This is a genomic window from Methanosarcina sediminis (genome assembly GCF_052056915.1).
Lineage (GTDB): Archaea > Halobacteriota > Methanosarcinia > Methanosarcinales > Methanosarcinaceae > MTP4.
This window is the reverse complement of record NZ_CP195119.1, coordinates 2213826-2227294: the sequence shown is the minus strand read 5'-3', so window position 1 is coordinate 2227294 and position 13469 is coordinate 2213826. Positions and strand designations below refer to the sequence as shown.

Annotated in this window: 11 protein-coding genes; 9 read left to right on the top strand and 2 right to left on the bottom strand. The window is 50.1% G+C overall.

Annotated features, from left to right (window positions below; genetic code table 11):
• Nucleotides 1–552 precede the first annotated feature (552 nt).
• From ACSAZK_RS09550 to ACSAZK_RS09535, 4 genes are all read left to right on the top strand, one after another.
• A complete protein-coding gene (locus ACSAZK_RS09550) occupies nt 553–942 on the top strand; it encodes a hypothetical protein (RefSeq protein WP_440953937.1) in 390 nt (129 codons plus the stop codon).
• A gap of 770 nt (nt 943–1712) precedes the next feature.
• Nucleotides 1713–2993: a type III ribulose-bisphosphate carboxylase gene (rbcL, locus tag ACSAZK_RS09545; protein ID WP_440953936.1), complete on the top strand. Its 1281-nt coding sequence runs from the start codon at nt 1713–1715 to the stop codon at nt 2991–2993.
• A gap of 66 nt (nt 2994–3059) precedes the next feature.
• A complete protein-coding gene (locus tag ACSAZK_RS09540) occupies nt 3060–4160 on the top strand; it encodes an L-threonylcarbamoyladenylate synthase (protein ID WP_440953935.1) in 1101 nt (366 codons plus the stop codon).
• 39 nt (nt 4161–4199) lie between these two features.
• A complete protein-coding gene (locus tag ACSAZK_RS09535) occupies nt 4200–4430 on the top strand; it encodes a hypothetical protein (RefSeq protein WP_440953934.1) in 231 nt (76 codons plus the stop codon).
• Here the strand turns inward: ACSAZK_RS09535 and ACSAZK_RS09530 are convergent.
• Nucleotides 4423–4557: a pentapeptide repeat-containing protein gene (locus tag ACSAZK_RS09530; RefSeq protein WP_440956988.1), complete on the bottom strand. Its 135-nt coding sequence runs from the start codon at nt 4555–4557 to the stop codon at nt 4423–4425. The genes ACSAZK_RS09535 and ACSAZK_RS09530 overlap by 8 nt on opposite strands.
• A 102-nt stretch (nt 4558–4659) precedes the next feature.
• Between ACSAZK_RS09530 and ACSAZK_RS09525 the strand changes: the two genes are divergently transcribed.
• Nucleotides 4660–8100, top strand: coding sequence for a DNA polymerase II large subunit (locus ACSAZK_RS09525; RefSeq protein WP_440953933.1), 3441 nt, complete (start codon nt 4660–4662; stop codon nt 8098–8100).
• 500 nt (nt 8101–8600) lie between these two features.
• On the opposite strand, the gene mmp10 is transcribed toward ACSAZK_RS09525, so the two are convergent.
• On the bottom strand, nt 8601–9836 hold the full coding sequence (mmp10, locus tag ACSAZK_RS09520; RefSeq protein WP_440953932.1) for a methyl coenzyme M reductase-arginine methyltransferase Mmp10: 1236 nt from the start codon (nt 9834–9836) through the stop codon (nt 8601–8603).
• A gap of 430 nt (nt 9837–10266) precedes the next feature.
• On the opposite strand from mmp10, the gene mcrB reads away from it, so the two are divergent.
• From mcrB to mcrG, 4 genes are read left to right on the top strand one after another with little or no spacing between them, the layout of a single operon-like run.
• Nucleotides 10267–11571, top strand: coding sequence for a coenzyme-B sulfoethylthiotransferase subunit beta (mcrB, locus tag ACSAZK_RS09515; protein ID WP_440953931.1), 1305 nt, complete (start codon nt 10267–10269; stop codon nt 11569–11571).
• 24 nt (nt 11572–11595) lie between these two features.
• The gene (gene mcrD, locus ACSAZK_RS09510) at nt 11596–12090 is read left to right on the top strand and encodes a methyl-coenzyme M reductase operon protein D (protein WP_440953930.1); all 495 of its coding nucleotides are present in this window, start codon (nt 11596–11598) and stop codon (nt 12088–12090) included.
• 6 nt (nt 12091–12096) lie between these two features.
• Complete coding sequence (mcrC, locus tag ACSAZK_RS09505; RefSeq protein ID WP_440953929.1) at nt 12097–12717, top strand: methyl-coenzyme M reductase I operon protein C; 621 nt, start codon at nt 12097–12099, stop codon at nt 12715–12717.
• 1 nt (nt 12718) lies between these two features.
• Nucleotides 12719–13465: a coenzyme-B sulfoethylthiotransferase subunit gamma gene (mcrG, locus tag ACSAZK_RS09500; RefSeq protein ID WP_440953928.1), complete on the top strand. Its 747-nt coding sequence runs from the start codon at nt 12719–12721 to the stop codon at nt 13463–13465.
• Nucleotides 13466–13469 lie beyond the last annotated feature (4 nt).

Genomic DNA, 13469 nt, shown 5'->3' with positions numbered 1-13469 from the left:
CGCTTCCTGAAAAAAATCCACAAAAAACGAGGTAGCCCTCCGGGGCTCCCTAACCTCCATAAAAGAATCTGCCACTTACATAAAATCCGGTTTGTATTTCAGAAAAATCCAACTTATAAAAAATTCAATTTCAGAATAATCCAAGCTCTTCACTGACCTGCAAGGGAACTTCCTTTCAGGAAAAATCTCCAGGATGTGCTGGCAACCCCTGCAAAACGACTCACAAAACGAACCTGCAAATCAAACCCTACAAAACGAACCCTACAAACCTTCAAAACGAGCCTTCAAACCAAACCTTCAAAACGAGCCTTCAAAACGAGCCTTCAAACCAAACCTTCAAAACGAACCTTCAAAACGAGCCTTCAAAACGAACCTTCAAAACGAACCTGCAAAGTGAACCCTACACAGCGAACCCTACAAACCAAACCTTCAAAACAAACCTTCAAAACAAACCTTCAAAACAAACCTTCAAAACGATCACTTGGATGCCATTGCCCTATACGTCAGCGAAGAGCCTTATCATAATATATTGGTGTTGAGAGGTAGAAATGAATGAAAACTTCAGGAAAGTCCGGAACCGGAATAAACAAGTTCTCGACAACGGTTTCGATGAACATTTTCGGGGCATATGACCACGGTTTCAACTGCTCTTCAAGTGTGGCTTCTTTCAGGTACTCGGTTCTTGAGTTTTGTCCACCGAGGTATGAAATCTGTGGAAGCCCTCTGAAAACGGTATGTTCCTCGATTACGGGAAGACCCGGATTCCTGCAAACGGACAGTTCGTCGAAAGCCGGGGAGCTGTCTTTCCCGGCGGGAATGACTTATTCCGCTCTCGCAGAAGTGTGTGAAAACGATACGGAAAAGAAGCCCTCCTTGAAAAGGCTGGCTTCCGGGTTATTGCATCTGCAGACTTTGCTCAGGAAAATTATCAGTGAATTTTGATTCGGTTATCTGAGACTTCCCTGAGTCATCTGCTTTCCCAAACCGGAAACTCCAGCAGTCAAAACCGTCAGCAGCGATTTCAGATCGGTGCAGGCATACTGACAAATTTCCAATAAACTAAATCAAACTGATGACAGTACCTTTCTCCTCTCTCAGGGTACTGTTATCACATGTATCCCCCAAAGCAGACCTTCAATGCCCAATGCCTTTTCCCTGCACACTAACATTTGTTTTCCAGTGCATGGGGAAACATGGGATCTGGATTCCAGAAAGAAAATTCCCGGGCGGACACCTCCAGAAAGTCCGCATTTGCCATTTTAGCGGGTTTTTACGGCAGGGTCCGAAGAACCGGGGTCAATAAGCCAGGAACGAAAGATAGGACTCGATGCCCCGACCCCAGTAACCTCCAGGCTAAGAGGGCATCAGCCTCCTGAATCTGAGAGTGGTGCCTTTCAAACTCGTATTTGCCATTTTTACGGGTTTGAAAGCTTTCCCACTAAACTGTGATTTCACGACAATCTACTACGACAAGCTACTATCTATTTCTGTTTTGTCTATTTTGCCTGTCTATATTACATGTGTATTATATGTATAGAGGCAGTTTTGGAACAACTATCTTATTTTTTTTCTTTCCATTTTTACTTCAGTTCTACATTCAAAGCTTTCAAATGAACAAATTTTTATTTATGTTCAGATACTTCCTTCAATCAGAACTTCATTTTTATCATATAGGAGAAGAATTTACTCTATACAAACAAGGAGATTAAAATATGCGCAGGGACTACGTAGACCCGGGCTACAGCCCGAAAGACACGGATCTGATCTGTGAATTTCACATTGAACCGGCAGCAGGAGTAAGTTTTGAGGAAGCTTCCACCCATATGGCGGGGGAAAGTTCCATCGATTCCTGGACTGAAATTTCCACCCTGAGCCCCGAGCTTGCAGCAAGGCTGAAGCCCCATGCCTTTTACCTGGATGCGGATACCCAAACGGTCCGGGTGGCTTATTCCGAGGAGCTTTTCGAACTCGGGTCCGTTCCCCAGGTCCTCAGCGCTGTGGCGGGGAACATTTTCAGTATGAAGATTGTGGACAACCTGCGCCTGCAGGACATCAGCTTCCCGAAATCCATGCTCCGGGAGTTCAAGGGGCCGAATTTCGGGCTTCCCGGGGTCCGGGATATCGTGGGGGTTAAAGACAGGCCCCTGATCGGGACAATCGTCAAACCGAAAGTTGGCCTGACTTCGGAAATGCATGCGGAAGTTGCATACAATGCCTTTGCCGGGGGATGTGACCTTGTAAAGGACGACGAGAACCTGACCGACCAGAAGTTCAACGGGTTTGAAAAGAGAGCCGAACTCACCCTGAAACTTGCGGAAAAGGCGGAAGTCGAGACCGGGGAGCGGAAGATGTACCTTTGCAACATCACGGCTCCGACCTGTGAAGAAATGATCCGGCGCCTGCATGTGCTAAAAGACCTCGGGGCAAGTTACGCCATGATCGACATCGTGCCCACGGGTTGGACAGCCCTCCAGACTCTCCGGGAAGCAGCTGAAGACGAAGGCCTGGCGCTCCACGCCCACCGCTGCATGCACTCGGCATTCACAAGGAACCCCAGGCACGGGGTCAGCATGCTGCTCGTAGCCAAACTCTGCCGGCTGATCGGGCTTGACCAGCTCCATATAGGTACTGTCGTCGGGAAGATGCATGGGGATAAGGACGAAGTCCTTTCGATTAGGGACGAGTGTGTACTCGAGACCGTGCCCGCAGATCCCGGACAGAGTGTCCTTGCCCAGGACTGGGGAGATATCAAACCCATGTTCCCGGTAGCCTCGGGAGGGCTTGCCCCAACCATGATCCCGGACCTCTACTCCATCTTTGGAAAAGACGTTATCATGCAGTTTGGCGGCGGAATCCATGCCCATCCTATGGGAACTGCACCCGGGGCAACTGCCTGCAGGCAGGCGCTTGAAGCTAGCATGGAAGGCTTCACCCTGGAAGAATATGCGAAGGACCGGAAAGAACTCGGGGCTGCCCTTGAAAAATGGGCTTGAAAATAAAAATGAACATGAAATTCTCTGAAAAATATAAACAAAATACCTGAGCGGGGTTTTGCGTCTGTGCAGGCTGAAAACGGAAATGGAATAAAGACCCGGGTTTTCCGGGTTTCGGACGAAAATTTTGATGCCGTGCTCGAAGAGGCGGCGGAGCTTATCAGGAAAGGCGGGACCGTAGCTTTTCCCACGGAAACAGTCTACGGGCTCGGAGCGGACGGGCTCCTCCCGAAAGCTGTCCGGAAGATTTTCGAGGCGAAACAGAGGCCGCCGGGAAACCCCCTTAGCCTGCTGATCCATTCCAGGGAAGACCTCCAACAAATTGTGAGGAACGTCCCGGAAAACGCTTTCAAGCTTATGGATGCCTTCTGGCCGGGTCCCCTCACTCTCGTGCTGGAAAAAAGTGATTCAGTTCCCGCAATTACCTCCGGGAACCTCCCGTCTGTCGGGGTCCGGATGCCTGACCACAGGATTCCCCTGGAACTTGTGAACAGGGCCGGAAGACCCCTTGCAGCCCCCAGTGCCAACCTTTCGGGAAGGCCCAGCCCCAGTTCGGCAGCCCATGTACTTGCCGACCTCGAGGGGAGGATCGATGCGGTGCTCGACGGGGGCGCTGTTACGATCGGGGTTGAGTCTACGGTTGTGGATCTGACTGCCGAACCTCCTGTTGTCCTTCGGCCCGGGGCAATCGGGCTCGAAGCCCTCGAAGAAATCATCGGAGAGGTCAGGCTCGGATACGAGAACGCAAATGAAGCGGCAGGAGAGATTTCATCCGAAAAACGAGCCGGGCAAAAGTATGGACATTACACTCCGGATACTGCGGTCGTGCTTGTAGAAGGGGAAGGGGATCAGGTTTCTGAAAAAATCGGGGAACTCGCAGGTATTTTCCAGAAGGACGGGCTGAAGGTCGGGTTCCTGCTGAGTGAGGAAAGTGCAAGTTTCCTGGATTCGAAAGGGCTGCGTTCAGAAGATTCGGAAGAGTGGTTTTTGCTGGGAGGCCGGGAAGAGCCTGATATGGCTGCCCGAAGACTTTTTGAAGGGCTCAGGATTCTTGACTTGAAAGGCTTTGATGTGATCCTGGCTGACGGTTCTTTTAGTAATACGGGACTTGGACTCGCACTCCTGAACCGGCTGAAAGAGGCTGCTTCCACCAGGTTTGAGGTCTGAGGCTTTCCCGGAAAGAGAACATTTGAGGAGGAGAGGCCTTTGAAAGCGGAGAAAAAGGAAATTCTGGAAAAGGAAATGGCATACAAACAGGTCCTGGAAAAAAACAAAAAGATGAATAAAATAAATCTGGGTATCCTGGCTCTCGGGTTATTGCTTACTGCTTTGGGCATCGAGATAGGGAGGTACATCCTCTGGGCCGGGATCTTTGTCTTCTTTGTTACTGCAATATCAAGCATCATCGCTTCAAAGTCCAGGCGCAGGCTTAAATGAAAGTAAAGTGTCTGAAGCTAGAGTTACTAAAGCTAGAGTTACTAAAGCTAGAGTTACTAAAGCTAGAGTTACTAAAGCTAAGGTTACTAAAGTTAAGGTTACTGAAGTTAAAGTGACCGGATTTAATGTGACCGGATTTAAGGTTATTGAAGTTAAAGTGACGGCTAAAAGGGTAAACTATTGAAACTCAAATATATCTGCTGTTTTTCTGGAAAAGAGGCTGCTTCCCATGGGTGAAACAATCGCAAGCGAAGAAATGCATGAGTATTTCAATGAGCTTGAAGCCAGGCTCAAAGAGGCTATCGAGCTCGCAAACAGAGCCCGGGCCAGGGGAGGAGACCCGAAACCCGAGGTTGAAATTCCCCTCGCCAAAGACCTGGCTGACAGGGTGGAAAACCTGATAGGGGTAGTCGGGGTTGCGGCAAAGCTAAGAGAGCTTGAAGAAGAGATGTCCAGGGAAGAAGTTGCCCTTGAGATCGGAAAACAGGTCGCTGAAGGGGTTGTAGGGGATTTTCCTAGCAAAAAGGATGCTGTGGAAGCTGCAATCCGGGTTTCGATGGCAACCCTTACCGAAGGGGTGGTTGCGGCCCCGATCGAGGGCATTGATAAGGTAGAGCTCGGGAAAAACGATGATGGTTCCGAGTATATCCAGATCTTTTACTCGGGGCCTATCCGGAGTGCGGGGGGGACAGCCCAGGCCCTTTCGGTGCTGGTGGGAGACTACGTGCGGCGTGGGATAGGGGTTGACAGGTACAAGCCCAGGCCCGAAGAGGTTGAACGCTATGTGGAAGAAATCCTGATCTACAAGCGGGTTGCAAGTCTTCAGTACACTCCGTCGGAAGACGAGATCCGGATGATTGTCCAGAACTGTCCGGTCTGCATTGACGGAGACCCCACCGAAGAGGCTGAGGTAGAAGGGCACAGGAACCTTGAAAGGATCGGAACCAATCGCGTTAGGGGTGGGATGTGCCTGGTGCTGGCCGAAGGGCTTGCCCTGAAAGCCCCGAAGGTCAAGAAGCATGTAAACAAACTGAAGATGGACGGCTGGGACTGGCTGGACACGCTGATCGGGGGTGCAAAAAGTGGTGGAGATGATCAGGCGGAAGAAAAACCCGTCATCAAGCCCAAGGACAAGTATATCCGGGACCTGATAGCAGGCAGGCCCGTCTTTTCCCATCCTTCCCGTCCCGGAGGTTTCAGGCTGCGCTACGGCAGGTCGAGGAACACTTCTTTTGCCGCAGCCGGGATCAACCCTGCTTCCATGGTCCTGCTTGACGACTTTGTCAGCAACGGGACCCAGCTTAAGGTTGAACGCCCCGGGAAAGCCGCAGCAATGTCTGCCGTGGACTCCATTGAAGGCCCGACGGTCCGCCTTCGCTCGGGCGACCTTATCCGTATAGATAATATGGAGATGGCTTATGCCCTACGCCCCGAGGTCGAGGCGCTTGTGGACATTGGGGAAATCCTGATCAATTACGGGGACTTCCTGGAGAACAACCATCCTCTAATGCCTTCACCTTATGTTTTTGAGTGGTGGCACTACGATTATGAAGCGAACTGCCCTGAAAAAATCCCTGAGGCAGAACTGAAAAATCCCTCTGTAGCCCTGGCGCTGCGGCTTGCGGAAGAATTCAATGTCCCCCTGCACCCTAAGTTCACCTATCTCTGGCATGATCTCTCGCGGCGGGAATTCAAGGCTCTCCGGAACTTTGTGGCCCGAAAGGGGAATTATTCGGCTGACGAGGGTATATTGAAGCTTCCCCTGGATGCGGCATGGGATGAAGGTATCAAACCCGTGCTTGAAAAACTCCTGGTGCTCCACAAGGTGGCAGCCGGGAATATCCTGATTGGAGAAGCCCTTCCGTTTATTTTCTGTCTGGGGCTTGACTCTGCCCTGAATGAAAAAGCTTCAATGCCCGACAAGGATGATATGGTGGAAGCTGTAAACGTCCTGAGTGGTTTTAAGGTCTATCCCCGGGCTCCTTCAAGGATCGGGGCGCGGATGGGGAGACCCGAAAAATCAAACCTGCGCAAGATGTCCCCGGCAGCCCAGGTCCTCTTCCCGCTGGGCAATACGGGAGGAACTACCCGTAACCTGGTGGCGGCAGCTGATTACATGACCTCAATGAACGGGAAGATCGGAGAAATCGAGGTCGAAATGGGGATCCGGGAATGCCCTGCCTGCAGGAAGGAGACGTATTTCTGGCGTTGTGAATGCGGGGAATACACCCTGCCCAGGCTTTTTTGCCCGCGCTGCAAGATCGATGTGCGGGGGGCGGAGACCTGCCCAAAGTGCGGAAGAAAGTCAAGCTCCGTTTCAAATGTGAAACTGGATTTTCGCAGCCTGTACAAACAAGCTTTTGAGAATCTCGGGGAACGGGAAAAGCTGGACATGATAAAAGGGGTAAAAAGGCTTATGAACGGGCAGATGACCCCGGAGCCTCTGGAAAAGGGAATCTTGAGGGCTAAACATGAGGTTTTTACTTTCAAGGACGGAACCATCCGCTATGATATGTCCGATATCCCCCTGACCCATATCCGGGCCGATGAACTCGGGATTACGGCAGCCAAACTCCGGGAACTCGGGTACGGGGAAGACATTTACGGGAAGCCTCTTGAAAGGGATGATCAGGTAGTCTGCCTGAAGGTCCAGGACCTGGTGATCTCTTATGACGGGGCTGAATATCTTCTGCGTATAGCCCAGTATGTGGACGAACTACTCGTGAAGTATTATAATGTAGAACCTTACTACAATGCGGAAACTATCTACGACCTTGTAGGGGCCCTTTTGATGGGCCTTGCTCCCCACACCTCGGCAGGGGTTCTCGGAAGGCTTGTCGGGTTTACGAAGGCTTCGGTAGGGTATGCTCATCCGTTTTTCCATGCTTCGAAGCGGCGGAACTGCGACGGGGACGAGGACTGTGTGATGATGCTTATGGACGGGATCCTTAACTTCTCCCTTTCTTATCTTCCTGAAAAGAGGGGTGGGAAAATGGATGCTCCCCTTGTGCTCACCACCCGGATCGACCCCAAGGAAGTGGACAAGGAAGCCCATAATATCGACGTACCTGCCCGTTATCCCCTGGAATTTTACAGGGCCACGGAAGAGATCAAAAACCCGACGGAACTCGAAGACCTGATGGACCTGGTAAGCGGGCGGCTGGGGACCCCTGAGCAGTATGAACATTTCATGTTCACCCACGATACCACGGATATTGCTGCAGGACCCCTTAAATCTTCTTATAAGACTCTCGGTAGTATGATTGAAAAAATGGAAGCTCAGCTCTCTCTTGCTGATCGTATAAGGGCGGTTGATGCTCCTGATGTGGCTGAAAGGGTGCTGAAATCCCATTTCCTTCCGGACCTCATCGGGAACCTGCGGTCCTTTTCCCGCCAGAAGACGCGCTGTATCAAATGCGGAGAAAAATTCCGGAGGCCTCCTCTTTCCGGAGCCTGTCCGAAGTGCGGAGGAAACGTGATCCTGACGGTGCATGAAGGGTCAGTCAAAAAGTACCTGGAAGTCTCGAAGGAAGTGGCGGAAAAATACGGGGTTTCGGCTTATACCCGGCAGAGGATTGAACTCCTTGACTACGATATACACTCCCTCTTTGAAAACCATAAAATAAAACAGATGGGGCTTTCGGATTTCATGTCAGGGCCCGGACATTAAAGAAAGGTACACGGAATGTGAATTAGCTCGGGAATTGTGAATTAACCCGGTAATTGTGAATTGATCCGGGAATTGTAAATTGATCCGGGAATTATAAATTGATCCGGGAATTGTGAATTGGTCCGGGAATTGTGAATGGAACCAATAGTCGGATTGAACAGGAAATGTTAGCTAATTTCTCCGAACTGTCTTTATCCGAATCCTGAAAGCCGAAAATATTTTCTATACAATAATGTATACATTCTATATATTTATGGGCTATTTCTATAATATGTACTTTATTTATATAGGATCGGTTGTGTTTTTTATATTTTCTACTTCATTTTTATTATTTTTATGTTTTTCTCGCAGCCCGGATTTTGGACCCATGTGCCGATAAAGCTTGAAAAAGCAAAGCGGTTGGGAAGAAGGGTAAAAAGAGAATCTGCCCGGAAGATAAAGTTGAAAAGGTGAATCTGCCGGGAAAAAACGGTCAGAAAGTAAATTAGGGGCAGATGGTTTTATTCCACAGGCAGTCCCAGGGAGTTTATTTGCTCGATTAATTCCGTGAAATTCTCGATTTCCAGTTTCAAAACCTCTTCGCGGCTCATTCCTATGGACATTTCCCCATCCACGGAAAGGCATTCAGGGCCTCTGCGAACAATCCTGTCCACGCCGTCCCGGGTAAGGGTTTCTTTTACTTCCCTGTCGTGGACAAAGGCTCTCCCGGGTAAGAAAACGGTTTCTTTTACTTCCGAGAGGTCCAGGTTTCCGAAGTCTTCGATGGTGATGAGGCAGCCCACGTCCTTTTCCAGGGGAACGACGTTTACTTTTCCTCCAAGGGAATCGAAGATTTCCTTTAGCCTGGGGGCTGCAACCCGGCTCGTAATTACAGTGGCGCTTCTGGTAACGGGGGGCAGTTTCTCAAGGGCTTCAGGAACGTTTCTGATGGCAAAGGGAGAGCCGATAAGGGGGTCTTCCAGGGGAGTGCCGGTGATCCGGATGGAGGGGTGCTTTGCTGCGGAACTGCGTACAAGTTCGGTAAATTCGTCCACGGTGTGCGGAGTCACTCCCGGCATGATCGGGGCGTTGTTCAGGATCAGCCCGTTTTCCCTGCTGTTTGCAAAACGCATGAGTATGGCTCCTTTAGCTCCCATGGTTTCCAGGTCGGAAAGGGTCTTTTCAAGGACTGTCCCGTCGTTTACTCCGGGGATGATCACGATTGCTCCATAGACCTCACAGTGGGCACAGAAATCTTTGAGGACCTGAAGGGAGGCTTCAGGCTCCGGGTCTTTCATGTATTCACCGCGCAGAGCCGGATCTGTTGCAAACACGGTGAAACTCACTTCACTTACCCCGCGGTCGATATAGAATAGGGCGTCGTCAGGCTTGCTAAAGCCTTTTCCGCTGGTATACCCGAGATGAATAGGAGTTTTGAACTGGGATAGGAAAGCTACGAGGTTTTTAAGTTCGGGGTAGCAGCTAACATCCCCACCTCCGCTGATGGTGAATTTTTTCACCTCCTCATTTGCGAAACAGAGTTTCTGGGCGGTGTCTTCCAGAACCATCTGGAGGGGTTTGAAGCCAGAATATGATTCTTTTACCCCACGGGTACAGTAATCACACCCTTTTTTGAAAGGCAGGCAATGTTTGCAGCCCAGGGGCGGTACTTCTTTAACTTTTTTGAAATAACAGTACCTACAAAAGCCCCTGCAGTCAATTCCAGGGTTCCCGCCTACGTCGACAACAACTTCCATATTAAGCTTTCGTATTTGAAGGGATATTACTAAATCTTTATGGTTTTGTTCTGTTTTAGACGGCCATAACTTTAAAAAAAAAATAATTAGGAAATCTCTCTTTTTGGCTCTTAAAATTTATAAAGTATCTTTCTATATCTCGAAGAGTTTTAGAAGCTGTTGAAACGATCGTTAGCTATTGATGCTGTTTTTTTATATAAAACACTAAAAATAGTTTTTTTCTTTATAAAAACAATTTTAAAAAAATGGACGGATGCCCCCTTTCAAGAACACAAAAGATTTAAGTACCTTCTAAGCGAATGAAAGTTCATTGGGAAAGTGGACACTTAAAAACGAAGCGGTACTTGATCTGTAAGAGTAAATTTAACACTCTCGTGGAATGTGACCAGTCCCAAAAATGATTTTTAATAACTTAAGGAGGAAATTAAACGTGTCTGACACAGTAGACATCTACGACGACAGAGGAAAACTGCTTGAGAGCAATGTCGACATTATGTCTCTTGCTCCAACCAGAAACGCAGCAATTCAAAAAATCATCATGGAGACCAAGAGGTCCGTTGCGGTAAACCTCGGCGGCATCCAGAACGCCCTTGCAACAGGCAAGATGGGTGGAAAGGGACGCCAGATCCTTGGGCGCGGGCTTGACTACGATATCGTAGGCCGTGCTGATGAAATTGCAGAAAAGGTTAAGGCTTTAGTGCAGGTCGATGAAGGCGACGACACCAGTGTGACAGTCCTCAACGGCGGAAAGAACCTGCGGATTCAGTCCCCCACATCAAGGATTCTTTCCGGTGCAGACTACATGTCTTCCACCACCGTCGGTGCAGCAGCAGTCACCCAGACCCTTATTGACATGTTCGGAACCGACATGTATGACGCCATGATCGTCAAGTCCGCAATCTGGGGCAGCTACCCACAGACCATGGACCTCATGGGCGGAAACGTTGCAGGTATCCTCAACATCCCCCAGAACAACGAAGGTCTCGGCTTCTCCCTGAGGAACATTATGGCAAACCACGTTGCAGCCATCACCAACAAGTCTGCAATGAACGCCGCAGCTCTCTCCTCAATCTATGAACAGAGCGGTATCTTCGAGATGGGTGGCGCAGTCGGTATGTTCGAGAGGCAGCAGCTCCTCGGTCTTGCATGCCAGGGTCTTAACGCCAACAACATCGTCTACGACACCGTAAAGGAAAACGGCAAGGACGGTACCATCGGTACTGTGCTCCAGTCCATCGTCGGCAGGGCAATCGAAGACGGCGTCATTTCCGTTGACAAGACCGCACCTTCCGGATACAACTTCTACAAGGCAAACGACGTCCCAATGTGGAACGCATACGCCGCAGCAGGTACCCTTGCAGCCACTCTCGTGAACTGTGGTGCAGGCCGTGCAGCCCAGAACGTATCCTCCACACTTCTGTACTTCAACGACATGCTCGAGAAAGAGACTGGCCTCCCAGGCTGTGACTACGGTAAGGTACAGGGTGTCGCTGTCGGTTTCTCCTTCTTCAGCCACTCCATCTACGGCGGCGGCGGACCGGGTGTATTCAACGGTAACCACGTCGTAACCAGGCACTCCAGAGGCTTCGCCATTCCGTGTGTATGTGCAGCCGTATCTCTCGATGCAGGTACCCAGATGTTCACAATCGAAGCAACATCCGGCCTCATCGGAAACGTGTTCGGAACGATCGAGGAATTCAGCGAGCCGATTAAGGCAGTAGCAGGAGCGCTCTAAACAAATTCAGTAAAAGGTCTAACAATGTCAGACTCTGCTTCAAACACGGAAAATCTTATTCAAATCGAAATCTTCCCCCGAAGAATTCTTTCCCCCGAAACAGCCCAGGTCCTCCTGGCCGAGCTGTATAAAGTGGATGGGGTAATTCGCGTTATAGTCCAGGGCCAGAGGTTGCCTGAAAAGGTTTTATCCGGCCCGGGTACCGGGGAAAAGGTGGAGCACCCTCTCAGGAAACCTATTCAGATAGGGGACCAGTTAATTGAGATGAAGGTCAGTGTGGGCAGGATTCAGATGGAACTTGCAAGCCCCGAAGCCAAGGAAAAGGTCCGGGAAGTATGTGATAAGGTTTTACCGTTCCCCTTCGAGTTCAGAGAAGGAAATTTCATGAGACGAAAGGCAACGGTTACTGACTACGCTAAACTTGGTTCTGATGCAGATCCCACTTTGCTTGGCATGGTTGATCCAAAAGCCAAACATGAAGACCACCTCGTCTTCATAGAGAAGAAGGAAGAAGAGTGAATTTGTATGATGTTTGACCGGGAAACGCAGGTAGTTGACTGCCGCTGCGGAATGGGACTTGGAAAAGGAGGTGGGCTTGCCCAGCGAGGGACCCTCTCGGAAGCCGGCCGTTCCGATGTGGTTGCCATTGCGATGAGCCCCGGCCAGAGACATATTACAAAACCGGTCTGTGAAATTACATACGGAATGCGGAAGGAAAATATCCAGGTCAGTGTGCTCGTGCTCTATTCGGGTACGGGGATTCCGGACTCGGGTTTGAGGACGGGATCTTTCGTTATGAGCCCGATGGAAAAGGCACAGATTGAGATGCACAAGTTGGCCGTCATCCACCTTGGAAACATAAGGGACCACGTGGTAAGGAAGGCCAGGGAAATCCTGAGTCAGGCAAACATCCCGGCAATCATTGTCAGCCAGATCCCGGTAGATTTCGAAGATTTTGCAGAAGCAGGAGTAAAGACGAGATTAGTGATGCCAAAGGACGACAATATCCAGACAAAGGGAATTGTGATGGATATGGTAAGCGGAGTAACACGTGGAGACTCCTGTCCCAGGGATAAACTAAACTTAATCGTGAAATACGTGAAATCGACATTAGACCAATTAGAAGATCATAAAGGAGTTGCATAAGATGGCATATGAACCACAGTTCTATCCAGGCGCAACCTCAGTTGGCGCTAACAGAAGAAAGCACATGTCTGGAGACCTTGAGAAACTCAGGGAAATCTCTGACGAAGACTTAACCGCAGTTCTTGGACACCGTGCCCCAGGCAGCGACTACCCGAGCACCCACCCACCACTTGCAGAGATGGGCGAGCCTGCATGCTCGGTCCGTGAAGCTGTAGAAGCTACACCTGGTGCAAAGGCCGGCGACAGGGTCAGGTACGTCCAGTTCGCTGACTCCATGTACAACGCTCCGGCTACCCCGTACTTCAGATCCTACTTCGCAGCAATCAACTTCAGAGGCGTAGACCCAGGTACCCTTTCCGGCCGTCAGATTGTCGAAGCCCGTGAAAGAGACATGGAAGAGTGCGCAAAGGTTCAGATGGAAACCGAAATCAGCTGCCCCGGACTTTCCGGTATGCGCGGTGCAACAGTGCACGGTCACTCCGTCCGTCTTCAGGAAGACGGTGTTATGTTCGACATGCTCGACAGGAGAAGACTCGAAAACGGCACCATCATCCAGGACAAGGACCAGGTCGCAATCCCCATCGACAGGAAGGTAGACCTCGGAAAGCCAATGTCCGAAGAAGAAGCCGCAAAGAGGACCACCATCTACCGTGTCGACAACGTTCCTGCAAGGAGCGACGTCGAAGTAATCGAGTGGGTTCACAGAGTGTTCGACCAGAGAACTTCATTCGGATTCCAGCCCAAGTGAGGTG